Here is a 25,621-nt window from a genome sequence, read left to right as displayed (position 1 = left end):
ACATCGCATTTAAGGTAATCGCTTCAGCAGTCACTTGTTTAGGTCGTGATCATTTAGGCGTTGGGTATTGTAGGGGCAAAGCTCTCGTTATAAGTCGTTTGCATAAAAACTAAAGTGTGCTGCACTTTATTATATTGTAGTAAGGCCTATTGTAATAGGACACGTGTCTGCATCACTCCAAACCATCATTCGACTTTGTTACAAACAACTTACTTCAGTGTAAATCGACACTATTAATGTCAATAAAAAATGGAAAAGCAGCCTTATTGAATAGAGTTTGCAAAGTATCGAAGTGCTTATCACTAATTTGCTTAGCTTATATATCTACATTTTTTGAACAAATTATTCTAATTACTGGCTGTTTAGTTGGTTGTAAATTAAGCTTATTGGTGACCTATATAGTTGTTTTAAGGTTATTTTAAGGTTACCTTTTTAGATGAAAAGCCTAGCGTTGGTTTTAGTTGTGTTATTTGTCGCTGCATATTTAACGTTATGTGGTTTTTTATCTTGAAATTTTATCATTTATTTACGATTTATTTTTGATTGTGTCTTGCAGCACAACCAACTATCTTTTATGTTGGTTATATCAGCTGTGCATCATCAGCTGTGCATCATCAGCTGTGCATCATCAGCTGTGCATCATCAGCTGTAGGAAATTTTATTTAATTCAATGGAGTAAAATACAATGCCTCTTCATGCAAAAGATTCTGTACGTGACGACCTTCTAGATGATATTTACTCATCGTCAGATTTGTCATTATCAATGCCGAAATATAAGATGCCGGATCAGGAGAATAATCCCCGTCATGCATATCAAATCGTACATGATGAACTAATGATGGATGGTAATTCTCGCCAAAACTTAGCGACATTTTGTCAAACGTGGGTTGAAGATGAAGTCCATCAATTGATGGATGAATGTATCGATAAGAATATGATCGATAAAGATGAATACCCTCAAACTGCAGAACTTGAAGCTCGCTGTGTCCATATGCTCGCAGAACTATGGAATTCACCGGATGCAGAAAACACCTTAGGTTGCTCGACTACAGGTTCAAGCGAAGCGGCGATGTTAGGTGGTATGGCACTTAAATGGGCTTGGCGCAAGAAAATGAAAGCGCTGGGTAAGCCGACTGATAAACCCAATATGATCTGTGGCCCTGTACAGGTGTGTTGGCATAAATTTGCACGTTATTGGGATATTGAATTACGTGAGATCCCAATGGAAGGGGATCGCTTAATTATGAACGCTGAAGAAGTGATTAAGCGATGCGATGAAAATACTATTGGTGTCGTGCCTACTTTAGGTGTGACGTTTACTTGTCAATATGAGCCTGTCAAAGCGGTGCATGATGCGCTTGATCAATTACAAAAAGATACCGGTCTCGATATCCCAATCCATGTGGATGCGGCCAGTGGTGGGTTTTTAGCGCCATTTTGCGAACCAGATCTTGAGTGGGACTTTAGACTTCCACGCGTTAAGTCGATTAATGCGTCAGGGCATAAGTTTGGTTTGAGCCCTCTAGGTGTCGGTTGGGTTATTTGGCGAGATGCTTCAGCATTAGATCAAGACCTCATTTTTAACGTGAATTATTTGGGCGGTAACATGCCTACCTTCGCGCTAAACTTCTCTCGCCCTGGTGGGCAGATCGTGGCGCAATACTATAATTTCTTACGCTTAGGTAAAGAAGGCTACAGAAAGATCCATCAGTCTTGTTATGACACTGCTCAATACCTGTCGAGTGAGATTGAAAAGTTGGGTATGTTCGAAATTATTTATGATGGCCATGGCGGGATCCCTGCGATGAGTTGGTCATTAAAAGAAGGGGTTGACCCAGGGTTTAACTTATTTGATCTATCAGATCGTATTCGCTCTAGAGGTTGGCAGATAGCGGCGTATGCTATGCCGCCTAAAAGAGAAGACCTTGTCATTATGCGTATTTTAGTTCGTCATGGCTTTAGCCGCGACCAAGCAGATTTGCTCGTAGTAGACTTAAAGCACTGTGTGGACTTTTTTGCTAAACATCCTATTTCACATAATAGTGATTCTGAAGAGTCATCCGGCTTTAATCACGGTTAACTAATTTGAAGGCCATCTACCAAGATGGCCTTTTTATACTCGTTAGTTTGATCAATAGTGAGCTAGCCTTCTGAACGATTAATTTTTATTGAGTTATATCCCCGATAATCCCCTTCGTATTCTATTTTTATTCTATCATTTTTATTTTTTGGTTATTAATAGCTTTGAGATCAGCTGCTGCGCCGACTCCTTTGCGACAGGCTTGGTTCTTGGCAAGGAATATTGTTTTATCTCGTGATTTCCGAACAGGTAACTCACTCCTATTACGTCATACCCGCCAAATATTAGACAAAGTCGTTTCACTACTTTGATCACAAATCCCTTTTTTACAGATCGTAGCTGTTGATTATTCAGTTTATTAAGCATACCCTTAGCATAAGTTTGAACTAAAGTTTGGTATCCAAACAAATGTTTGTTTGGCCGTGTCGACGGGATAATAACAATGACAGAACGCGAACTCGAGATACTAGCACTACTTAAACAAGATCCTTTGATCCCGCAGCAAAACATTGCCGATCAATTAGGGATTAGTCGCTCTGCTGTAGCCGGGCACATCATGAATTTAACCCATAAAGGTGTGATAAAAGGTAAAGGGTATATTCTTGCTGAATCACGCTACGCCATCGTTATCGGTGGTGCCAATATGGACATTCTTGGGCGCCCTCTACATACCCTACAGGTAGGCGACTCTAATCCTGGTAGCGTAACTTGCTCACCGGGTGGGGTAGGCCGAAATATCGCAGAAAACTTAGCTAGATTAGGCTCTGATACTCACCTTATTAGTGCGTTAGGAAAAGACACTTATGGTCAGATGATCATGAGTCAGTGTCAGCAAGCCGGCATTGATATGAAAGGCTGTATTCATCTGGATGAATTTGCCACATCAACTTACCTTTCAGTGCTAGATGGTGACAGCGATATGCATGTTGCGATCAATGACATGGCTATTTTAGACAGGCTAAGCGTAGCTGTGCTAAAGACTCACGAAGAAGTGTTAAGACGAGCAGAGCTGATTATTGTCGATGCCAACCTTTCGGCAGAGTCTTTGGAATATATTTTAAGTAACTTCTCCGACAGACCTATTTTTGTTGATACCGTTTCTTGTGCAAAGGCCAAGAAATTAGCGCCATTCTTAAGCTCCATTCACACCCTCAAACCAAACCTTAAAGAAGCCGAGCAACTTTCTGGAATTAGTATTAAGAGTCATGATGAATTACCTCAATTAGCTAATTGGTTCCACAGCCAAGGCGTGAAACGCATTTTCTTAAGTCTAGGCGCAGATGGCGTGTTTTATAGCGATGAGGGCATACAAGCCTTAGTCCCTGCTATGACGGTGTCTATGGTCAACGCAAATGGCGCGGGAGATGCTTTCCTCGCGGGGTTAGCCCATGGCTGGATCCAAGAGTGGGACACTGAAGAATCTACACAATTTGCTATGGGAGCCGCGGTTGTCGCGTTATCTCACTTAGCCACTATAAACCCTAATATGTCAGAAATTTCCGTTAAGCGCGTTATCAAGGAGTCGTTATGTTAGAGCAGTACCTAGATATTAATCCAGAAGTTGCAGCCGCATTAGCAGCAGGTAAGCCAGTCGTTGCATTAGAGTCGACCATTATTTCTCACGGCATGCCTTACCCGCAAAACGTAGAAACGGCGCTTAAAGTAGAGCAGATTATTCGTGATAACGGTGCCGTACCCGCAACTATCGCTATTTTAAAGGGTCGCTTGAAAGTGGGTATGACTCATGAAGAGATCGAATACCTAGGTAAAGCCGGCTTAGATGTGATTAAAACAAGCCGTCGTGACATTCCATTTATTGTTGCTAAGCAAGTTGATGGTGCAACGACTGTCGCATCGACGATGATCTTAGCTCAAATGGCAGGGATAAAAGTGTTCGCTACTGGTGGCATTGGTGGTGTACATCGTGGTGCACAACAAACGTTTGATATTTCTGCCGATCTTCAAGAGCTAGCCAGTACCGACGTAGCGGTAGTGTGCGCTGGTGCTAAGTCTATTTTGGATATCGGTTTAACCCTTGAATACCTAGAGACTCAAGGTGTACCTGTTGTTGGTTATCAAACCAGTACTTTACCCGCTTTCTATACCCGTGAAAGTGAGTTCGGTGTTGATTACCAGCTAGATACCCCTGCGCAAATTGCAGCAGCAATGAAAGCTAAATGGGATATGGACCTAAAGGGCGGATTGGTTATCGCTAACCCAATTCCAGAAGCACACCAGCTAGACCGAGCTATGATTGACCAGGTGATTGCAGATGCTGTTGCTGAAATGGACAGTAAAGGTATTTTTGGTAAGGCTTCAACGCCATTCCTACTGGCTAAAGTGGCAGAAACCACAAAAGGCGTCAGCTTAGCGGCTAACATTGAACTTGTGTTTAATAACGCAAAACTAGCGGCTAGCATTGCGGTTGAATACGCGAAGTAAACTGTTTTTGAAAGTAAAAATAAAAAAGGGGGAGCTAATTAGCTCCCCCTTTTTTGCTACAAAAATATTAGTTCTGTAGGATAGTTGCCGTGTTACCGAATCCACCCGTTTGAGTGATAGATGCTGTATCACCTGTACCATACTGAGTAATCGTTGCAGTATTATGTGCAGCAATATCACCAAAACCGTCTTGGGTGATATTAGCTAGGTTGCCATCACCTTGCTGATCGATATACGCATCGTTATATTCACCGCCAAGTTGGTTAACGAAAGCTTCGTTATCAGCGCCTGTTTGGTCTATGTCGGCCATACCAAATTCACCGTATTGTTGAACGCTAGCGACGTTTAACGTGCTGGTTTGCATAATATCCGCGTTGTTAGCTTCACCACTCTGAGTAACCGTCGCATCTAAATCAACACCTTCTTGGTTGATGAGTACTGAGCCACCAATAGTATCTGTTTGAGTCACTAAAGCCGTTAGTTCTGAGCCGTTTAGCTGGTTAACGGTAGTAAAGGTACCGCTAACACCTGATTGTTCAACTGTAATGCTTGAATCCGCAGCTGCATTTTGTTGTGCAGTCACGTTTCCGCTAACACTCGCATTGAGTTGCTTTACTGTGACAACAGAGTTATCTGACTCGTTTACTTGGTCAATATCAACAATGTTGCTATCACCATTTTGCTCTACAGTAGCCATAGCTTCAAACGAAGTGTCTTGATTAATATTGACGTTGTTCGAGTTACCCGTTGTGGTAATTGTTGCTGATGCAGGCTCGTGCCAGCCAAAACCAAACTGACGAATAACCGTTGAATTGTCGTTGCCCGTTGCGCTGATAGAGGCTGCACTGTTATCTACGTGCTCTTGATTGACTGAGCCCATGTTACCTGTACCGTCTTGTGAAACGGTAACGTTAGAGGTGTAGGCGTGCTCTTGGAAAACAGTCATGCTGTTATTACTGCCATTTTGGCTAACAGAGGCTGTAGAGTCTGTCGTGTAATCAGTTTGAGTCACATTGATGGTGTTAGCTGTACCGTTAGACTGGCTTGCGGTAATGCTTGAGTTAGAGTCGCTCTCTTGCAATGTCGTAATGGTAGAGTTATCAGCCGTTGTTTGCGTCGCAATAACTGAGGCGTTGTTTGTTGTTTGAGTTGCAAATACTTTTGAATTTACAGAATCGGCTAATTGGTTAACGGTTGCAGTGTTATCGTTACCTGTTTGTGTTACGTCTGCCAATGCATCTGTAGATAGATCTTGATTGGTTGAAGCCGTATTGCGCTGACCACTTTGGCTAATTGTTGCGCCTGCTGGGTTATGAATACCAAAACCATGCTGACGAATATCAGCGCTGTTGGTGTCGCCTGTTTGGCTTACGTTTGCAGCGCTATCATTGACATGTAACTGATTAACTATCGCGCTATTGTTGTTACCGTCTTGGATAACATCAGCCGTGCTATTGAAGTTATGCTCCTGGTTTACTATCGCAGAATTTGGACCCAGGCCAGACTGAGTCACATTGACTGTTGAACCATCACCGTCACCCACTTGGCTCACTGTTGCAGTTTGAGCTGAACCCGACTGTGTCGTGTTAGTGGTATTGTTATCACCTTCTTGAGTGATTGTCGCTGTTTGGTTTGCACCAGACTGGAGTGCTGTAGCGGTATTACCGTTACCTACCTGGCTAGTATTAGCGAGCTGAGCTGCACCAGATTGAGTTGTAGATGCTGTGTTTGAGTTGCCATCTTGACTAATAGTTGCATTATTAGCTAGGGCTAACGCTGGATTTAGAGCGATTGCGACAGCGGCTGCAATAGGGAGTAGCTTTCTCATGAGTCATATCCTTAATTTGATTAATGTAAAAGTCCAGTTTTAAATTCTGTAGATCTGTGTTTTAGCGGCATTATGAGCTTTGTACTTGCCGATGAGTATGCAGGTCAGGAGTGTTTGTAGCGTCCAGCATTGGTATTAAAGCTGTGATTCTTAACTACTAATTTAGATTCGTAAGCTAGTATTTTTGTCTACTGCCTTTTGTTGGGGTTTCAGTGTTTTATCTAATTTTTTAGTGGGTTAACGTAATTGTTGTCGGTGAGCATTTATTGGGCTTGCGCTTGACGCTGTCACTTTAGTCGTACTGGTATGATTGATATGTCATCAACAGGCGCTTACCTTGAGCTGCTCGTGAGGGGGAGACAAACAGTTGGCTCGTTACTGATATACATAGTGATATCAAGGGGTGAATAGATGTTGCAATTTGTTTATGATATCGCTACTCAGTCGTTAATGGTCGTTAGTTCGATAAGGATTGGGCGTTAAGTGGGTATTAGGTGATATTAAAGATATGAAATCTTGGCTATTTACTGATACTTCTTTTTACTTTTGCTTAGGGATGAACTCATTGTCATGGAACCCCAGTTAATTGAAATTAAAGATTTTGTCTCTTTTACTTTAGCGATAATTGCTTTGTTTATTGGTAAAAGCATTATTTCTCGCTACGAATTGCTCAGGAAGTACAGTATTCCTGAACCCGTCGTTGGTGGCTTCGCCTGCGCTGCAATCGTGGGTATTCTCTATTATGCCTTTGATATTCAAATTGAGTTTAACTTGAGTGTTCGAGACACCTTACTCTTATACTTTTTTGCGGGTATTGGCTTAAAGGCAGATTTTGCGACCTTAATTAAGGGCGGCAAACCGTTACTTATTCTCATCGTTCTAGCCAGTGTTTTCATCTTCTTACAAAACTTCACCGGCGTAACCATTGCCTCCTTATTTGGCCTAGATCCAAAGGCTGGCTTGATGTCGGGTTCTATTTCATTGATTGGCGGAGTGGGAACCGCAATGGCTTGGACGCCAACCTTTGTTGAAGAGCTTGGGATTGTGAATGCCAGCGAGCTCGGTATAGCATCAAATACGTTAGGGCTTATATCTGCCTGTGTGATTGGTGGTCCAATTGCGGCATATTTGATGAAGCGACACAATGTGAAAGCCAATCCAGACTCAGATCTTGATATTGGTACCAGCCATCAAGCCGGCTCATCGCATATTAAGGTCGATTATTTTGGTGTGTTACGTGCTTGGTTATGGCTCAACGTTACACTAATTATTGGCTATTTTATTGATTTATCGCTGCAAGAAGCTGGCGTTAAGCTGCCGATGTTCGTTGCCTGTCTATTAGCCGGCATTATTATCGGTAATGTGGGCAGGGTTATTATCAACCGTAGAGCGGTCAAAGATAGAACCTATTTAGATGATGCTTCACAAGGCTTGTCACTTATTCAAGATATCTGCCTAGGTATGTTCTTAACCATGGCTTTGATGAGCCTTAAAATCTGGGAGTTAGAAGGTAGCTTACTGTATATCTCGGTGGTTATGTCTGTGCAGGTATTCTTGTCAGTGATGTTTACCATTTTCGTGGTGTTCAGAATGATGGGTAAAGACTATGAGGCTGCGGTGATCTGCTCTGGTTTTGGTGGCGTCACACTTGGGTCGACAGCAACGGCGATTGTTAACATGACCGCGGTGACACAGCAATATGGTGCCGCCCACAGGGCCTTCATTATCGTACCGTTAGTCTGCGGCTTCTTTATCGATATTATCAATGCCATGATCATCAACTTGTTCGTCTATTTTTAAGTTTTATTCTTTTAAGCTTAAATCATTTTTAAATTACCAAAGCGGCAGGTAGAAGGGAGCAAATGCTCCCTTTTTTTATTAGGTTGGGTGAACCTTTTACTCAGCTGCATCGTCTTTATTCAAACAGATAAAGGAGCCGTTTATCTGCATTCAACATGGAACGATTAAGTCGCGTTTGTTCAGAGCCTGAGAGCTGCTAAAGCAAGTGTTAGAGCCCGGCGGTTAGAAAAGACATCTAGAAAGAAGCGTTAGCACAAGAGACACAAATAGGAGCAAACTTATGGATATCGATGAGAAAATCCGCAAGCAATTACTAAAAGAATCTGAGCAGCTAAGTAGTCAACTTAAACGCGGCCCAAGCCTGTTTACTATGTTGGGCGATGCTTATAAAGGGCGTTTGGGCGGCTGGATGATATTAATGAGCATTATTGCCTTTGTGCTGAGCTTGCTTATGTTGTGGTCAGGCTATCAATTCTTTTTTGTCGTCGTCAGTTCGGTGGCGCTAATCAAGTGGGGGGTGACGTTGCTGTTGGCAAGTATGATGCAGATCGCGATTAAGATGTGGATCTATAACGAGATGAATCGTAATGCGACTGCACGAGAGATTAAAAGGCTTGAATTAGCGGTTGTGAAACTTCAAGGCGACAAAGAGTGATTACAGCGTGGATGGGTTAAAAGTCCACGCTTTTCTATATTAAACCAAAATGTACAATTGCTTATAAAAGCTCTGCCACGATACGCTTGAGCAAAAAGGTTTCTCGTTCAATCGACATACCTTTTTTAGGGCTGTTAGCCATGGTGTGCTCGTTATGGGCGATGGCCTGGTGAATATTTATCCACACTGGGGTCATACCATTTTGGATCTCATGGGCCTCTAATTTTGTTTCGCCAAGCTCGGCATGAATATCGCAAACAAAGCAGAACGATTCCATATGTACCACATCAAAACCATCTCTATTCCAGGGCCTAAACTCTTCATATAGGCCAAATTCACTGATGATCTCGATATGCTTCGCCCCAGTTTCCTCTTCTAATTCACGAATAAGTCCGCTTTGAATATCTTCACCGTCATCAACGCCACCACCTGGAATACTGTAGTCATGGTAGCGCTCGGTGTAGAGCATTAAGATCTCTTCGCCTTTAAGAATAACCCCTCGAGCCGCTTGACGGTGAAAGCTTTTAGTCGCAAGTTCATCTGTGGCAAGGTGGGCGATGTCGGCGTGAATGGTCGATTTTAACAGGCGCATGGGTCAGCTCAGCTCGTATTGGTTAAGGGGGACTAAATGAAAGATGCGGGATTATACCCTATAGCGACAAAGTGGGGGTAACCGGCTTACCGCTGCAAATGACGGGCTGTTTACCAGTTGCGTGCAGGGAAACTTATTGAGCGGTTAAGGCTCGATAGTCTGCAATAATCAGTTCAATCTCTGCTTTTTCATTTTGCTGCTCGATTGTTAAATTAGCCTTTTCTAAACCTAGAGCCATTCTGTGGTAATGCTTTAAGGTACTCTGTAAGTAAGCTTTATCTAGCTCACGGCTATGATCCCACATTATTGAGCCAACAGGGCTTATTGTTTCTTGGCTGCTGCTTGATAAATGCAAGATCTCGTAGAAACGCTTATTTTCTTGGATTAATTGCTCATGCACTAGGCCTAAACCTAGTTTCTGCATCTGTGCACGGACGGTATAAATATGGTGCACAGGGCAAAGGATAAACTCAAGTGAATGCTCTGGGTGGCGTGTAACAATTTGCTGCACGAGTTCAACCGTCAGTTCGCCACCAACGCCAGCGATGATAATCAATTGACGCTGCTCTTTAGCGCCTAAATCGAGTTTAGCCACATCTAAGCAATGCACTTGCCAGCAGCTTTTAGGACTTGTTACAGGCGTTTGCTCTTCTTTGTTTGCATCGGGATAAAACCGCTGTAGTTTACTTTTCACCTCAGCCATCAAGCTTGGCACTACATCGACAAAGTGGATATGACTTGCCGCGCCTCGTTGTAGTAATGCCGCGCCTAACAAGCCATGATCGCAGCAGCAATCCCAAATCTGATCATAGTGGGTGTTAATCAGGCTGTTGATATATTGGAGGCGTTTGCTGAGCTTCAAAGGTATTCTCGATGACAGGGTAAAAGGCCGCTATGTTAAGGGCCATTATTTTAAAGGATGCTATTTTAAAGGATGTTATAGGTATGGAGTCAATAGTCATGCCGGCTATAGCATCTCTTTATTAGCAACCAAAGTGACACGTTGAGGCGATGCTGCATTGGACTCTAATGCTGATAGAGCATGCGCCAAAATGGCATTCGCCACTTTTTCAGCCTCAATGGGGTGATATTGTCTCAGCGCGCCAATAAATAGCGGTGAGACTAAGCGAGATAATGACTTACCCAGATCTTCTAATACTCGTGTATTCGAACGCTCTCCTAAAAGCAGGCTTGGCTGAAATAACCATAATCGCTTAGGTGATGTGGGTTGTTGGTTTTTATTCAATAAGCTCGCAAGAGCCTCTTGGGTTTCGCCTTTGACGCGATTATAAAATGTTTTTGACTGGCTGTTTGCACCAAGGGCGGTCACGACATAGTTGTTACTGGCTTCGCACTTGGCAATAAAATCGATACAGGCTGTTTTATCCACGGCGATAAAGGCTTGTTGGCTACCAGCTTGCTTGATGGTGGTGCCGAGACAACAAAAGGCATGACCGACTGTAAATGGAAGCTCGAGAGAGGAAAGTTCATTAAGTTGGCATTGTAAAAATGTGACTTGAGTGTTTTGTGTTAATCGGTATTTTGGCTGATTTCTACCGAGTACTAAAATGTGCTCATAGCATCCTGAATCGATCAATTTTTGTAGCAGTAATTGGCCTATGAGTCCTGTGGCACCTATGATAGCAGCGTTCATTTTGGTAGTGTCGAGTTGAATATGAATAGCCTAAGTGTAGAGAGCGCGCAGAGGGAAGCAAATACTTTTTGCTGCCAAGGAAAATAGCGCGATTAACCGGATTGACCAAAAAGGCCTGTAATCACAGGCCTTTTATATTTTGATCTTGGCGACGCGTCTATTTATGTAATGCGGTCAGCTTAGCGATTTCAATAATCGTCTTGCTAGCTTGCTCCATCGACTCAAGACACAGGTATTCATGCTTGCCGTGGAAGTTATGCCCACCAGTAAATATATTTGGACAAGGCAAGCCCATATATGACAGGCGTGAGCCGTCTGTACCACCACGAATCGGCTTAATAATGGGTTCTATGTTTAAGTTTTGCATCGCTTGTTTAGCGATATCGATAATATGTGGGTGGGGTAAAACTTGTTGTTTCATATTCAAGTAGGAGTCTTGAATATCTATGGTTAATTTACCGATAGCAAGCTCGGCATTATATTTTTCAACAACCTCAGCCAACCAGCGTTTTCTCTGCTCAAAAAGCGCAAAGTCGAAATCTCGAATGATATAAGTCAGTGTCGCTTTCTCGGTAACGCCTTCCATGCCAAGTAGGTGGAAGAAACCATCATAGTCTCGGCTGTATTCCGGTGTATCTTTTAGCGGCATTTTTGCGTGGAAACGCGCCGCAATAGTTTGGGCATTAACCATCACGCCATAGGCGGTACCGGGGTGACAGTTGTTTCCCGTGGCGGTGATTATTGCTGTGGCAGCGTTAAAGTTTTCATATTCAAGCTCGCCAACTTGACCACCGTCAACAGTGTAAGCCCACTGGGCACCAAAGCCCTCGACATCAAAATGATCGGCGCCGCGGCCAATCTCTTCGTCTGGGGTGAAGCAAAGTCTTATTTTACCGTGAGGGATCTCTGGGTGAGTTACAAGGTGGTGCAATGCACTGATGATCTCTGCGATGCCAGCTTTGTCGTCTCCGCCGAGTAAACTGTTGCCGTCGGTGGTGATAAGGGTTTGGCCGATATATTGCTTTAGACTGGTAAATTTCTCTGGCGACAGTACAGCCTCAAGGCCTAATTGAATCTCTTTGCCATCATATTTTTCAATGATTTGCGGCGATACATTCTCTCCGCTGTAGTCGGGAGCGGTATCTAAATGCGCAATAAATCCGATGCAAGGAGCGCCTTCTACGTTGCTAGGTACCGTTGCGGTTAAGTAGCCTTTGTCAGAGAGTTGCACATCGTCAAATCCAAGGCTAATAAGCTCTTGACGAAGATGCTGTGCAAAAACAAATTGGCTGTCTGTGCTAGGTACACTTTGGCTATTGCCGTCAGATTGAGTATTAAAACTGACGTAGCTTAAGAATCGCTCAAGTAGTTGCTGCTTCATAATCATGGTTTCTAAAATAGCAAAAAGTGACCAGAGTCTAACAAGGGCAATTGTGAATTCATTAGATATTGATCAAGTTTTTCCTAATGGGTGAATATTTCGTTATGGATAACCGCCACAATTGAGTGTCATTAACGCTATTTCAGTTATATTGTGGCACGGGCTTAGTGATTAGAGAAAAATGAGATGGATATAGGTTGGCTGCAGTTAGGCCTATTTATGTTAGTGCTAGTGATCCCTATCGCGATAGGTCGATATTTTCGTCTAGCGCTCACTTTTGATATGGCTTGGGCGGTGCTGCGTATGACTGCTCAGCTGGTGCTGGTGGGCTTGTATCTACAGTATTTATTTATACTCAATAATCTTTGGGTCAATTTAGCTTGGCTAATGGTGATGTTACTTGTGGGAGCGAGTGCGATTATCAGCAAAGCAAAGTTACCTAAGAAGTTACTCTACTTTCCGGTTTTATCAGGCTTAGCTTTGGGAATGTTCCCTGTACTGTGGTTGATGATGGTCTATCTATTATCGCCAGAGCCCCTTTATGCCGCGCAATTCTTAATTCCTACCGCAGGTATGTTGCTGGGTAACTGTTTAAGCGGCAATATTGTGGCGCTGCAGCGGTTGTTTGGAGCCTTTAATGATAGAAAGGCTGAATATCAAGGTGCATTGGCGCTGGGCGCTTTACCGAGTCAGGCAAGCTTGCCATTTGTGCAAATGGCGATGCAGCAATCTTTCGCACCGATCTTGGCCTCAATGGCAACCATGGGGTTAGTGACGCTGCCCGGCATGATGACGGGACAGATTTTAGGGGGAGTCGATCCGTTAATCGCCATCAAGTATCAGATAGTGATTTCAGTTGCGATTTTTGTCACCCTGTCAATATCGGTATCAACCACTCTTGTGCTGTGTATTCGAAGTGCTATTACCCATACTGGCCGAGTGAGAGTGAGTCTTTAGCTGGCTTAGCGGTAACGCAGCGCCACAGGGCTTATCACTATTACTATCAAAAACGTGGCGAGTAGATAAAAAGTGGCTGCTCAACATCTTAAGTTGGCAGCCATTATTACTGATAGCTAGTACTGTTCTAAAAAGCGTACTGCTCGAAAAAGCATACTATCCCCAAATAGCATATTTTCCGCAATAGAGCGTTCAGTGCTAAAGCACAAGCTCCATATCAAGTTCTATATCCGTACAACCTTTCTTGCAGCAAATACCTGAAACACTCTCTTCTTGACCCCTAACTGGTAGCTTCATTTCAAGTGCTTGATTGCACACAGGGCACAGAACAGTGTTACCTTTAAATACTCTTTTAATAAGGTTTTTTTGTTCGATAAAAGATTTTGCTGTGGTGTCATTGATCACCGAGAAATCCATTTTTGCCATAGGAGTTATTTACCTTTGTATTCACTATTCACAATATTGATTGTGTCTTCTAACGCCGAGTATATCTAGGCTTTCAGAGGTAATAAAGCCCTACAGCCACGACAAATAGATATTCTGGTGCAAAACTAAAGATCTACATCAAGTTTCTTAATTGAGGCTATGGGGTTGTCTGAGTATAATGGTGCGCTAATTGTTATCGAAGAACGTGAATCTAAAAATCATGAGTGAAAATAAGCCAATTAATGCGCTCGATAAGGCTCCTGAGGAAGTAAAGCTCGCAGTCGATCTTATCTTTCTACTGGAGAATAACCAGATTGCTACTGACGTTGCATTGGCTGCGTTAGAGATTGTAAAAAAGGATCTACAAGCAAAACGAGTAAAATAAATATTAATTTAGATTTTGCCTATTTAACACCTATTAACCATTTATCAGACTTAAGCCCTGCTATTACTGCTGCTGATAGATTTAAATTATGATGCGTTTTCCTCTTGACGGACCCAAGCATGACTATTTCGCTACTCGACCTTTTTGCACTATTTTGTTTTATAACTAGCTGGGTCGGCTATGCACTCTTTGCCAAACGCAAAGCTAAAAACACTAACTGTATTGCCCGCTGCTTGCATCAGCATCGTATTCACTGGATGTATGAGTTGCTAAAGCGAGAAGTGCGAGTTAGTGAAGCGGCGCTGCTGGCAAACCTTGAGCGCAATATCGCTTTTTTTGCCTCGACCACCATGTTTGTGCTCGCGGGTGTGTTAACCCTGTTTGCTCAGGCTGAGCGACTTGAGGCTGTTATAGCAACGATACCGTTTGCGGCCGCCCCAAATCATGCATTAGTTCAAGTCAAGCTAGGTATGCTGACCTTTATCTTTGTGTTGGCTTTTTTCGAATTTACTTGGTCAATGCGTCAATATGGCTTTTTAAATGTGATGGTGGGAGCCGCGCCTGTTGATAAGCTTGGGAACAATGAAAACCTTTGTGCTTACGCTAAGCAGATGGCTGTGGTACAAGATCAAGCTGCACACTCTTATAATTATGGTTTACGTTGTTATTATTTTTCGATGGCAGCCCTGTGTTGGTTCTATCATCCATTAGTGTTGATTTGCGCGAGTATTTTGGTTGTCATTATCCTTTACCTACGCGAGTTTAAATCAAAGGCTGTTGTTGCGATCACCAAAGGCCAAGATCTGTTAAAGCTTGAGCGAGATAATCGGGCTAAGGTGTCCTAATAGCGGCTTCGAAAATAGATTTAACATCAACCTGTGCATCGAGTTTTGAAGCAAGTAAGTAAATACCCGCTAATTTTCGATGAACGAAAATCGCATCGGCAGGCGGGGTATGCCATTTGTCAGCTTTTGTGCTCATCGACATACCCGCCGCTTTGATCCGTGTCGCGAGCGTGCTGTCGCCAAAATGATAGGCTTGCTCACTTCTGAGTGGTTCACAGGCTTGATAGAAAATATCTAGAATAACCGTTTTTTGCTGTTCACTAATGGCCTCTTGAAAGAAGCCAATCTTTTGGGCTGCCTCTTCCATTAACTCTCTGTTATTAACTTTGGCTGCACTCATGAGCTGTTTGTAATTGTCCGATAGCGGAGCCGGAATATCACGGGTGGCACCAAAATCGAGTAACACTATTTTCTGCTGTGAGTGTTGATACTGAAAATTGGCAAAGTTAGGGTCTGTTTGCACCAGCTTAAATTCAAATAATTCTCTAAAAAACAGCCTTAGCAGCTCACTGGCAACCCTATTGCGCACGCCTTGGCTTAAGTTCGCGACAGACTCAATGCTCTGTGCTTCGATAAAGTCCATAACCAGAATGTCTGCCGTGCATAATTCATCATAGGTTGATGGCAACACAAATGTCTCTTCATCGGCAATAAGGCGTTTGTAGCGTTTTAACATGGTGAGCTCGGCGTGGTAATCGGCCTCAATATGTAACTGTTTTTTAGCTTCTAATAGTAATGCCTCAAACTGAAGACCTTGAGGGATTAATTGCGATATACGCAGCAGAGCTGCGACGTTGTCGATATCGCTATCAATACTATTACGGATCCCAGGATACTGGACTTTTACCGCAAGTTTGTTGCCATTTGCGAGGGTTGCTTGATGTACCTGACCGATTGACGCCGCTGCAAATGGACGTAATTCGAAATGTGCTAAAGGTGCTAACCAATCTTCTCCCCAGTTTTGTTTTAACACGGCGACGAGTTGTTTATGGGGCATGATTTTGGCGTCAGATCTTAGCCTTGCTAACAAAGCACTCAGCTCTTTTGGCATTAGCTCGCCAGAATCCATAGACAGCATTTGGCCGACTTTCATGGCCGCTCCTCTCATCTGAGCAAGCTTATCGGCAATATGGCCAATATTTGTCGGTGTTAGCACTAAATCTTGTAACTTAGGTGATTGACCCTGACTCAGTTTTTTGGCGCCCTCGACAGCAATACTTCCCGCTAATCGCGACGCTAAACCGCCTAAGGAGGTGAGTCGCGATAGCCGACTACTGGGGACTTTAGCTGTTTGGGATTTTTTCATCTGTAGGCCTTTATCCAAAGTGGAGTAGGGTTAAGTCAAAATACAATGTTATATCAATACGCTCTGTCAATACGCGATAAAGCGAGTATGGATCATTGAACCGATAGCCAAACACATTAAGGCAGGTCGGTTTATGCATGCCTTTCTCTATGCCCGTGAATCGTATAGTATTGCGGGCTATTTTTCAGCGGCAATTAGGAACAAGATTTTGCACACCATTGAGCAGTTAACCTCTGGCCAGTTAAAGGGAATTAAACGCCTACAGATCTCTGAAGGCTTAACACAGTTTCCAGCAGCGATTTTTTCCCTCGCAGATAGTTTGGAGGTACTTGATTTATCTGACAACAAACTGTGTGAGTTGCCTGATAATTTAAGTGATTTGCATCAATTAAAGATTTTGTTTCTCACCAATAACAGCTTTGAATCTGTGCCACAGGTACTTGCACAGTGCCCTAAGCTGGAAATGATCAGCTTTAAGTCGAACAATTTAAAACGCCTGCCAGAAAAGGCCTTACCAGAAAATACCCGCTGGCTTATTTTAACCGACAATCAGCTCGAATCTTTACCTGAGGATATGGGGCGTTTACATCGATTACAAAAGTTAGCTTTGGCGGGCAATAAGCTGACGGCTTTACCTGTGAGTATGGCCAAATGCACCAAACTAGAATTAGCTCGCCTATCGGCTAATGCCTTTAAGTCGTTGCCAGATTGGTTATTTCAGTTGCCATGCCTAAGCTGGTTAGCGCTTGACGGAAGTCCGTTAAAACCGCAGCCACAAGCCTTAGTGGCAGAGTCGGGCTTAGTGAGTGGAACTGGCTTAATCAATGAACCAGGCTTAGCTGTTGTCACTATGCCTAGTGTGAGTCTTGATGATATTGAACTTAAAGAGGTTATTGGCCAAGGTGCGTCGGGCGTTATTTACCGCGCTAAATGGCTTAAGCAACCAGCAGCGTTAACAGCTACCCCAGTTGATATTGCCGTTAAAATATTTAAAGGCGAGGTCACTAGCGATGGTTACCCCAAAGATGAGTTAGCTAATTGCTTACAGGCTGGGCACCATCACAATCTCATTAAGGTTGTAGCCCAGCTTAGTCAAGCTGAACGCTCTGGTTTAGTGATGGAGCTTATTCCTAGTCACTATCAAAACTTAGGCCTGCCGCCATCACTGGATACTTGCACGCGAGACACCTTCACTGCTGGCACTCAATTTGAACTAAAACAGATATTGCTTATCTTGAAACAGATGGCATCAGGCCTAACTCATTTGCACCATAACCAAGTGAGTCATGGTGATATCTACGCCCATAACACTATGTACAATGATAATGCTGAGATCCTATTTGGTGATTTTGGCGCTGCGACCAATTTAAGCCAATTGCCTTTACTGCAACAAGAAGCGATGGAAGCAATTGAAGTGCGAGCCTTAGGGTGCCTAATAGAGGACTTACTTGGGCAATGCTTACCAGTAAAAACAGGCTCACAATCTAAACTAGACAGCAGTGAAGCGATTCTTGCCCAGCTGTTGCAGTTAAAACTCGCATGTTTACAGCCCAGCATCGGCTTACGTCCACGCTTTAAAGAGATTGATACGCGACTACTGCAATGCACCGAGCTGCTTGAGCGCGAGCAATGTCTAAGCATCTAATTATCTTATTCTCTAAGCATCTAGGTGTATAGTACATAAATAACAAACACTTAACGTTAAGTTTTTGTTTGTAAACAAAAAAACTCCATCGATTGACGGCGTTTTTTATGTCGCTAGTGATGTGATAGCTTAATTTTTCCTTGGTTTGTGCTGGTTATTCCTTGTTGAATTGCTCCTTGGCGAGTCGTTCCTTGGCGAATTGCCTCTAGATGCATGGCTACTAGGGGCGGGGCGCGGCTTATTGGTATGGCTTTTATTGACTCTTGGTTGCTGAACCTTGGTCGCAGCATGTTGGGGCCGACTGTTTGTTGATATATTGTGTCGGCTGTCTGCCTTTGAGCTGGGTTGTAGCTTAGTGCGCATCTGCTGTTCACGTTTATGGGTGTTCTGCTGGTGAGTTTGCACGCGCTCACGGCTTTTGTTTTGCATCTGATTTTTAATGCGGTCATGGTTCTTAATTGGATCATGACGATTGATCCGCTCATGGCTGTTATTCCGCTCACGACTGTTTACCATGTTGTTGGCCACATGCTTGCTATCGTTTCGTCGTAACGCTTTACTCTGAGCGCGACTAGGATGATGGCTGTTATATTTGTGCCTAAGCGCATTATTACTGTAAGCCACACCGCGTCGATGCTGAGTCTTGTGGGCCCAGCGTTTTGCACCATGGCTGGTTACGATACGGCCGCGATGACGGTATTTATGCGAGTTATGGTGATGCACCACGACCACATGACGCTTGTGCCAGTGGAATGCGCTGAAGTAATAGTTAAAGCTGATATGTACACCCGCTCGCCAATAAAAGTGGCCGTAACTGGGTCTGATATATCCAGGGTAAACCGCCCAATAGACTGGCGGATAGTTATACCAGCGCCAATAACCGTAAACTGATCTTGGGTCATAGTAAGGCACATAAACAATTTCTTTTCTCACCGGCTCAATCACTATCTGATTATTCACCCGAGTGACCTGCATATTATCCATCTGCTCAAGACTGTTGGCATTATCAGCTTGCTGTCTCAGAGTTTGAATACTGTCTAAAACCAGTGCTTCATCTTGCAAGAAGGCATCACCAATAGACTGGGTCCAATTGAGATCTTCACTGAGCTTTTGTAGCACATTCGGAAAGGCGATAAGCGCGACCACACTGGGATCCCAGTCTTTATCTTGTGCCTTGTCTATCTGCTTTTGGCTGCTTAAATGTTGGTGAGATTGTTGCCAGCGATGAGCTTGCACCACCTCTAATGGATAGGTCGCGGCAATCAAAATGTGAGTAAGCAAACTATCGGGATAGAGGGCGATAGGCGCAAGCATTTGCGCTAACTGGCCCTCACTGTACTGACTTTCACTGTATTGAGCGCGCTCGGCGTCGTGATCTTGTGCGTTGACTGTGGCTGCAGACAATATCAAAGGCATTGCAATGACAAGTGTGATGACAAATGGCCTGCGCCATTTTTTGAATCTGTTCATATGCTCTCCTTATACGTTAGCATCAGTATAAAAAAGCCAAGATGAACAGAAGCTGAAAGCCAAAAAGCGGGTAGATTAGAGCCGTTAGATGAGTGCCGTTAAATTAGCTGTTAAAGCGCAGCTCGAATTGAGCACCACCGAGTTTGGCCGACTGGCCGACAATGAGTTGGCCTTGATAGCTATCGACTAAGTCGCGCACAATTGCCAGACCTATACCATGACCTTGTTGGTAAGAATCGGCGCGAATGCCACGCTCAAATATTTGTGAATGCAGCGCCTCATCGATCCCTTTTCCATCATCTTCGATATCGATAACTAAGCAAGAGTCGACAGACTTTACTGTTAATAGCACTTGGCAGGTTGCGGCCTTACAGGCGTTATCTAGCAGGTTACCTAGAATTTCAGTCAAATCGCTGGAATCGCCTTTAAAGACGGCGCTTCTGTCGACATCTTGATTGATAGTGATTGCTGGCTGGCAGTATATTTTGGGCAGGTTGCGCACCAGTTTATCTGAGACTTCAGCCACCTCTACGCCTAAGTGCCAGGCAGAGCCTGCTGCCGATTGCGCTCGTTTGAGCTGGTGGCCGATTATGCGATTGATATGAGATATCTGCTCGAATGATTGTGGACTTAAATCTTTCTGGCTTTGAATAACCGCCAGCGGTGTTTTTAGGCTGTGGGCCAAGTCCGCTAAGGCATTACGATAGCGTTTACGTTGATTTTGCTCAGTATTGAGCAGGGTGTTGAGCTGCTTGGCAACGGCACTGAGTTCGGTGGGGTAGTTATCATTTAAGTGATCGGCTTTTCCGTTTTCAATCGCGGCTAATTCATTTTGTAAACGAGTGAGGGGCTTTAGTGTCCACCATAGCCATAACATTTGAATTGAAAGCAGGGCGGCCATCAAGATCAATAACCAGCGCCAAAGTTGCTGATTAAACTCATTAACCTGTAGCTGGTAGTCACTTTGATCTTTAATGATATAAATCGTGACAGGAAAACGGGTGATCTGCTCATCCCCGTGCTTATCAATTTGCTGGGTTTCGAAACTCGCACTAAAGCCATAGACCAAATGAGGTTCGCCATTAAGCATAATCTCACTGAACTGGCCTTGGCCTTTTTCTGGTTGTGGAAAGGCCGGGTCAGTATGAACCGCAGTGGTGATTGCCGAAGTGAGGTCGATGCCAAGCAATGAGTTAGATCGCCAAGCGACCTCTGTTCCGGCTGTGACTTGTTGCTCGGCGATAATCTGATCGCTTGCCGGCCTTAGGGTTTCAGGCCCAACAAATTTAGCATCGAAGCTAGAGTCTTGTTTATGGTCACTTGTCGATGCGAGCGTCTGTTGTAGGCCTTCGGGAATAGTGATTAAGGCGTAAAGCCCCGACTGGATCACGTTAAACTGATTTTCCAATAACACTTCTGGCATAAACAGTTGCTGATTGTCGACTTCGGTCACCGCCAAGATAGAATAAACGTAGGCTTTCAGCTCTTTGACCGAGGCACTCTTGACCTGCAATTTAAACGCATCGTTTAGGGTTAAGCCCACGATAGGGATCAAGACTAAACTCAGCAGCATGGCGCTGACGATAAGACGTGCCTTTAAAGAGTGCATTACAGTGGGCAAGCGCTTGAGGTTAATCATTGGCTTACTGTTTCGCGTCGTCATCGAGTGACACAAGACGATAACCTTGGCCACGAAGGGTTTCGATAAGACCTATTTGATTATCAGGGTCGAGCTTTTTGCGTAAGCGCCGAATAAACACCTCAATGACGTTAGAGTCCAAGTCAAAATCTTGGTCGTAAATATGCTCTGTTAGCACCGTTTTTGATTTCACTTCGCCAATATGTAGCATCAAGTATTCAAACAGCTTGTACTCAGAACTGCTGAGCGTGATCACCTCGCCTGATTTTATAATCTCAAGGCTACTGGTGTTCAGGCTAAAGGGGCCATTGGTGATAATAGGGCTGGCTTTACCTGCAGAGCGGCGGATAAGGGCTTTTAAACGCGCGACGAGCTCTTCAGGATGAAAGGGTTTAGTGAGGTAATCATCGGCGCCAGCATCTAAGCCTTCAACCTTATCTTGCCAGCTATCGCGGGCGGTCAAAATAAGAATAGGAAAGCCAATCTCAAGTGCTCTTAACTGAGTAATCAGCGCAATACCATCAAGTTTAGGTAAGCCTACATCGATTATCGCTGCATCGTAATTATATTCGCGGCCCTGAAATAGCCCTATCTCGCCGTCATCGGCAGTATCGACGGTGTAATTGGCCTCGATAAGGTGCTGCTTAAGGTTTGATTGCAGCTCTAAATCATCTTCAACTAATAACAATCTCATGGTCTGGCTCCTTGTTGTACGGCTCGATAATAAAACGTTGCAAGCAATAGCCTAAAGTTAGTTGCGAGAAACACGGCCTGTTTTGGCATCGACGTTGACATAAAAAACCACACCGTCATTCGATAGTAGCTTTACGCTATAACCTGGATTGCCATTAACCCGGCTAGACTGCACCTTCAGCACTTTGCCGCGATACTGGCGTTTCGCCAACTGTACAGCCAGCTCTTTGCTGCGAACTTTTAATTTCTGCTGCTGATTACTATTGGCCTTCATAGAGACCGACATCATAGATGTGACGGCATGCACAGTACTCGCCGCAGCAGGCTGTGCGGCTAATAGTGAGAGCGAGATCAATATGATAGATAAAGCAGTTTTCATTAAAGGCACCAAAGGGTTGAGATACAGCCAGTTTAAAAGATCCTATTCGATTAGTCATTACCTGCCTATGCCAAGCCAAAGCCTAGATAGCCATAAGCCTAGAATTATCCTGTCTATGCCAAGTTAGGGCATAGATATACATAAGGTTAGATGAACGCTGGCTGAATGTGGCAGGTTGGCTACAGGTAGATTGGCTATAAAATGGCTTTCTTGAATCAGCTCTATCGGCTGTTCTACTCCTTCTATTTATTTATGAAGAATGCAGAGATGTCTGGATGTTAAAGAATTGCCTGATCAACAACACCTTGTTTAACGACCCGTTCGCCGTCGGAGGCTCTCGCTCATAAAGTCCATAAAAATGGACTTCACCCTTGCTTCCATCAATGCCCCCTATCGAAACTGTTGCTACTTTTCGGGGGAGGATTAGTGTATGTCGTTACTTACTCGATTGCGTATCGATAACCTTGTCTTCTTCTTTCACTAAGCTATCCATATCAACAAAATTGTTCGGTACAAGTAATTTTGCATCAGTTTGAACCACATGGCATTGGCTACAGAAATAACGTGTAGGTGACAACTCCGCTAAAAAGTTGCCATCCCAACTCTTAAAGTGGGTCACACTCACCATTGGTGCTTGTGACATGCGGGTACGTTTACGTGCGTGGCAGGACATGCATTTATTTACATTAAGATTAACCTGATAATGATCAATTTTATGTGGGATCACTGGAGGCTGCATAGGGTAATTTCTCATCTCCTTTATATCCAAGTTAATCACTTTAGGCATATTAGGTGGAGTGGGTTCGACATTAATTGGTGCCTTTCTCAGTGTTGCCATCTGATCAACAGCGATAGTTTTGGCATTACTATCATTTGCTGAAGCATACAATAGAGGCAAACTAAGCATTATTAACAAAGATAATTGGATCACTGTTTTCATCATGTTGTTCCTTATGCCTTGAGTACTTTCACTGCACATTTTTTGTAATCAGTTTCCTTAGAAATTGGATCTGTAGCATCTAAGGTCACTTTATTGATTAACTGACTTGCATCGAAAAATGGCACGTAAACCATACCCAGTGGCATTTTGTTTCGTCCACGAGTTTCGACTCTAGATTTCATTTCACCGCGCCGGGAGATTATTTTCACCTCATCGCCACGACGTAAACCGCGATTTTTAGCATCTGTTGGGTTCATAAAGCACAGCGCATCGGGAAAGGCTCGATACAACTCCGGCACCCTTTGTGTCATTGAACCGGTATGCCAATGCTCAAGTACGCGACCGGTCGATAGCCACATGTCATATTCATTATCTGGTGACTCTGCTGGAGGCTCATAAGGTTGAGCAAAAATAACCGCTTTGCCATCGGCATGGCCATAAAAATCAAAGCCACTGCCTGGTTTGACATAAGGATCTGTGCCTTCTCTAAAGCGCCATTTGGTTTGCTTACCTTTAACTACTGGCCACTGTAAACCATGGGCTTTATGGTAATCTTCAAAGGGAGCAAGATCATGGGCATGGCCGCGTCCAAATGTTGCATATTCTTCGAACATTCCTCTTTGTACATTAAACCCAAAGTAATGTGATTCATCATTAAGGTAATTTGGATTAAGCGAATCTTCTGGGTATTGATCCACATTACCGTTTTTAAATAACACTTCAAAAATGGTCTTACTCTTAAACTCAGGATGTTTAGCAAGTACCTCTTTAGGCCAAACTTCATCAGTAGTAAATCGCTTTGAAAACTCCATTAGTTGCCACAGATCCGAGCGTGCTTCACCCGGCGCTTTGACCATTTGTCGCCAAAACTGGGTTCGACGTTCGGCGTTACCATACGCCCCTTCCTTTTCAACCCACATAGCAGCAGGTAAGACTAAATCTGCAATTTGGGTCGTTACCGTAGGGTAAACATCAGATACTACAATGAAGTTTTCAGGGTTAAGGTAACCGGGTAGACTTTCTTCATTTAGGTTTGCTGCTGCTTGTAAATTGTTATTGGCCTGGATCCAGTACATATTTAATTCGCCATCTTTGAGCTTTCGATTTTGCTCAACAGCGTTAAACCCCGGCTTAGGTGGAATTACCCCACTTGGAATTTTCCAGATTTCTTCTGCTCTAGCGCGGTCGCTAGCTTTGTTGACGACAAGGTCTGCTGGTAAACGATTACAGAAGGTACCGACTTCACGGCTTGTACCACAAGCTGATGGTTGCCCGGTTAATGAGAATGGGCTATTGCCTGGGGTCGATATTTTACCAACCAGCAAGTGAATGTTGTAAATGAGGTTGTTACACCATACTCCTCGAGTATGCTGATTAAATCCCATGGTCCAGAAAGACATCACTTTGATATTTGGGTCGGCATATTGCTCTGCGAGGGTAATTAATTTTTCTTCAGGTACGCCAGATAACTCACTTACCGATTGCACATTATACTCAGCAACAAATGCTTTAAATTCATCAAAATCGATAGGGGTTGAGTCATTGGCCTTATCGGCATTTTTAGCATTGACCTGTAGTGGATTAGTAGGGCGTAAGCCATAACCAATATCGACTTCACCTTTTCGAAAGTTCACGTGTTTATTTACAAAGTCCCAGTTAACTTTGTTATTTTGAATAATATAGTTCGCTATAAAGTTCAGAATGGCTAAATCAGTTTGTGGAGTAAAAATAATATCCATATCAGCCAGTTCGAATGAGCGATTTACAAAGGTCGATAGCACGTTAACTTTTACATGGTCATGACCAAGTCGTCTATCTGTTAAGCGGGACCATAGAATAGGGTGCATTTCAGCCATGTTTGAACCCCATAACACAAATGCATCTGCGGCTTCGATATCATCATAACAACCCATAGGTTCATCGATACCAAAGGTACGCATAAAGCCACCTACAGCAGAGGCCATACAATGACGAGCGTTAGATTCTAAGTTATTTGAACAAAGCCCCGCCTTCATCAATTTAACTGCGGCATATCCCTCCCACACAGTCCATTGACCAGAACCAAACATACCAACGGCAGTAGGCCCTTTCTCTTTCAGTGTTTTTTTCCACTTTGCAGCCATGATGTCAAAAGCGGCATCCCAGGTTATAGGGGTAAACTCACCGTTTTTGTTATGTTTGCCATCTTTCATTTTTAGCATGGGTGTTTGTAGTCGATCATCGGCATACATTATTTTTGAAAGAAAATAGCCTTTGATACAGTTGAGGCCTCTGTTAACCTCGCTTTTTTCGTCTCCATGGGTGGCTACAACTTTACCGTCCTTTGTACCGACAATGACGGAACAACCTGTACCACAAAATCGACAAGGAGCTTTGTTCCATTCAATCTTGGTTTTTTCTGTACTCGTGATTAAATTACTAGCGCTACTGGGTAAGGCGAGCCCAGCCACGCTGGCAGCTGACAAGGCGGCATTCGCTTTGATAAATTGGCGTCGATTCATCTT

22 protein-coding genes are annotated in these 25,621 nt (G+C 43.7%); 9 read left to right on the top strand and 13 right to left on the bottom strand.

The window, feature by feature from the left end; genetic code table 11:
* Positions 1-685 precede the first annotated feature (685 nt).
* From ACVBIO_RS09490 to ACVBIO_RS09480, 3 genes are all read left to right on the top strand, one after another.
* Positions 686-2,080, top strand: a complete 1,395-nt coding sequence (locus ACVBIO_RS09490; protein WP_447168345.1) for a glutamate decarboxylase — start codon at positions 686-688, stop codon at positions 2,078-2,080.
* Between the two features lie 442 nt (positions 2,081-2,522).
* On the top strand, positions 2,523-3,614 hold the full coding sequence (locus tag ACVBIO_RS09485; RefSeq protein ID WP_447160650.1) for a PfkB family carbohydrate kinase: 1,092 nt from the start codon (positions 2,523-2,525) through the stop codon (positions 3,612-3,614).
* Complete coding sequence (locus tag ACVBIO_RS09480) at positions 3,608-4,522, top strand: pseudouridine-5'-phosphate glycosidase (RefSeq protein ID WP_447160649.1); 915 nt, start codon at positions 3,608-3,610, stop codon at positions 4,520-4,522. Before ACVBIO_RS09485 ends, ACVBIO_RS09480 begins: the two co-directional genes overlap by 7 nt.
* A 67-nt stretch (positions 4,523-4,589) precedes the next feature.
* Here the strand turns inward: ACVBIO_RS09480 and ACVBIO_RS09475 are convergent, their stop codons facing one another.
* The gene (locus tag ACVBIO_RS09475; protein ID WP_447163638.1) at positions 4,590-6,350 is read right to left on the bottom strand and encodes a beta strand repeat-containing protein; all 1,761 of its coding nucleotides are present in this window, start codon (positions 6,348-6,350) and stop codon (positions 4,590-4,592) included.
* Positions 6,351-6,920: 570 nt separating this feature from the next.
* Between ACVBIO_RS09475 and gltS the strand changes: the two genes are divergently transcribed.
* Positions 6,921-8,150, top strand: a complete 1,230-nt coding sequence (gene gltS, locus ACVBIO_RS09470) for a sodium/glutamate symporter (RefSeq protein WP_447160647.1) — start codon at positions 6,921-6,923, stop codon at positions 8,148-8,150.
* Positions 8,151-8,430: 280 nt separating this feature from the next.
* Entirely contained in the window at positions 8,431-8,805 is a 375-nt protein-coding gene (locus ACVBIO_RS09465; RefSeq protein ID WP_439267719.1) for a DUF6768 family protein, read from the top strand.
* A 61-nt stretch (positions 8,806-8,866) separates the two neighbouring features.
* Here the strand turns inward: ACVBIO_RS09465 and ACVBIO_RS09460 are convergent, their stop codons facing one another.
* From ACVBIO_RS09460 to pepT, 4 genes are all read right to left on the bottom strand, one after another.
* Positions 8,867-9,397, bottom strand: a complete 531-nt coding sequence (locus tag ACVBIO_RS09460) for an NUDIX hydrolase (protein WP_447160646.1) — start codon at positions 9,395-9,397, stop codon at positions 8,867-8,869.
* 133 nt (positions 9,398-9,530) lie between these two features.
* Positions 9,531-10,259: a tRNA (adenine(22)-N(1))-methyltransferase gene (locus tag ACVBIO_RS09455; protein WP_447172473.1), complete on the bottom strand. Its 729-nt coding sequence runs from the start codon at positions 10,257-10,259 to the stop codon at positions 9,531-9,533.
* Between the two features lie 105 nt (positions 10,260-10,364).
* Positions 10,365-11,051 (bottom strand): nucleoside-diphosphate sugar epimerase, encoded by a 687-nt coding sequence (locus ACVBIO_RS09450; RefSeq protein WP_447172472.1) that lies wholly within the window; start codon positions 11,049-11,051, stop codon positions 10,365-10,367.
* Between the two features lie 157 nt (positions 11,052-11,208).
* Entirely contained in the window at positions 11,209-12,432 is a 1,224-nt protein-coding gene (gene pepT, locus ACVBIO_RS09445) for a peptidase T (RefSeq protein ID WP_447163636.1), read from the bottom strand.
* Positions 12,433-12,618: 186 nt separating this feature from the next.
* Here pepT and ACVBIO_RS09440 point away from each other — a divergent pair, with 186 nt between their 5' ends.
* Positions 12,619-13,389: an ABC transporter permease gene (locus ACVBIO_RS09440; protein ID WP_447163635.1), complete on the top strand. Its 771-nt coding sequence runs from the start codon at positions 12,619-12,621 to the stop codon at positions 13,387-13,389.
* A 198-nt stretch (positions 13,390-13,587) separates the two neighbouring features.
* Here ACVBIO_RS09440 and ACVBIO_RS09435 read toward each other — a convergent pair whose 3' ends face one another.
* A complete protein-coding gene (locus ACVBIO_RS09435) occupies positions 13,588-13,815 on the bottom strand; it encodes a hypothetical protein (protein ID WP_447160641.1) in 228 nt (75 codons plus the stop codon).
* A 190-nt stretch (positions 13,816-14,005) separates the two neighbouring features.
* Between ACVBIO_RS09435 and rsmS the strand changes: the two genes are divergently transcribed.
* Together rsmS and ACVBIO_RS09425 are read left to right on the top strand one after the other, a co-directional pair.
* Positions 14,006-14,200, top strand: coding sequence for a pleiotropic regulatory protein RsmS (gene rsmS, locus ACVBIO_RS09430; RefSeq protein ID WP_447160640.1), 195 nt, complete (start codon positions 14,006-14,008; stop codon positions 14,198-14,200).
* A 119-nt stretch (positions 14,201-14,319) separates the two neighbouring features.
* On the top strand, positions 14,320-15,045 hold the full coding sequence (locus ACVBIO_RS09425; protein WP_447160639.1) for a DUF599 domain-containing protein: 726 nt from the start codon (positions 14,320-14,322) through the stop codon (positions 15,043-15,045).
* Here the strand turns inward: ACVBIO_RS09425 and ACVBIO_RS09420 are convergent.
* On the bottom strand, positions 15,032-16,351 hold the full coding sequence (locus ACVBIO_RS09420) for an ABC1 kinase family protein (protein ID WP_447160638.1): 1,320 nt from the start codon (positions 16,349-16,351) through the stop codon (positions 15,032-15,034). The genes ACVBIO_RS09425 and ACVBIO_RS09420 overlap by 14 nt on opposite strands.
* A gap of 208 nt (positions 16,352-16,559) precedes the next feature.
* Here ACVBIO_RS09420 and ACVBIO_RS09415 point away from each other — a divergent pair, with 208 nt between their 5' ends.
* The gene (locus ACVBIO_RS09415; protein ID WP_447172475.1) at positions 16,560-17,996 is read left to right on the top strand and encodes a protein kinase; all 1,437 of its coding nucleotides are present in this window, start codon (positions 16,560-16,562) and stop codon (positions 17,994-17,996) included.
* 129 nt (positions 17,997-18,125) lie between these two features.
* Here the strand turns inward: ACVBIO_RS09415 and ACVBIO_RS09410 are convergent, their stop codons facing one another.
* The 6 genes from ACVBIO_RS09410 to napA all read right to left on the bottom strand — a co-directional run bounded on the left by ACVBIO_RS09410 (position 18,126) and on the right by napA (position 25,618).
* Positions 18,126-19,466, bottom strand: coding sequence for a DUF3300 domain-containing protein (locus ACVBIO_RS09410; RefSeq protein ID WP_447172471.1), 1,341 nt, complete (start codon positions 19,464-19,466; stop codon positions 18,126-18,128).
* Between the two features lie 103 nt (positions 19,467-19,569).
* Positions 19,570-21,105 (bottom strand): ATP-binding protein, encoded by a 1,536-nt coding sequence (locus tag ACVBIO_RS09405; RefSeq protein ID WP_447172470.1) that lies wholly within the window; start codon positions 21,103-21,105, stop codon positions 19,570-19,572.
* Between the two features lie 4 nt (positions 21,106-21,109).
* Positions 21,110-21,799, bottom strand: a complete 690-nt coding sequence (locus ACVBIO_RS09400; protein ID WP_447160635.1) for a response regulator transcription factor — start codon at positions 21,797-21,799, stop codon at positions 21,110-21,112.
* A gap of 57 nt (positions 21,800-21,856) precedes the next feature.
* Entirely contained in the window at positions 21,857-22,177 is a 321-nt protein-coding gene (locus ACVBIO_RS09395) for a PepSY domain-containing protein (RefSeq protein ID WP_447172469.1), read from the bottom strand.
* Positions 22,178-22,613: 436 nt separating this feature from the next.
* Complete coding sequence (locus ACVBIO_RS09390; protein ID WP_447172468.1) at positions 22,614-23,117, bottom strand: nitrate reductase cytochrome c-type subunit; 504 nt, start codon at positions 23,115-23,117, stop codon at positions 22,614-22,616.
* A gap of 11 nt (positions 23,118-23,128) precedes the next feature.
* Complete coding sequence (napA, locus tag ACVBIO_RS09385; protein ID WP_447160656.1) at positions 23,129-25,618, bottom strand: nitrate reductase catalytic subunit NapA; 2,490 nt, start codon at positions 25,616-25,618, stop codon at positions 23,129-23,131.
* Between the last annotated feature and the right edge of the window lie 3 nt (positions 25,619-25,621).

The sequence above is a fragment of the Shewanella sp. 0m-8 genome, from assembly GCF_052977265.1.
Note: the sequence above shows the minus strand (reverse complement) of the source record. Positions and strands in the feature narration are given on the sequence as shown.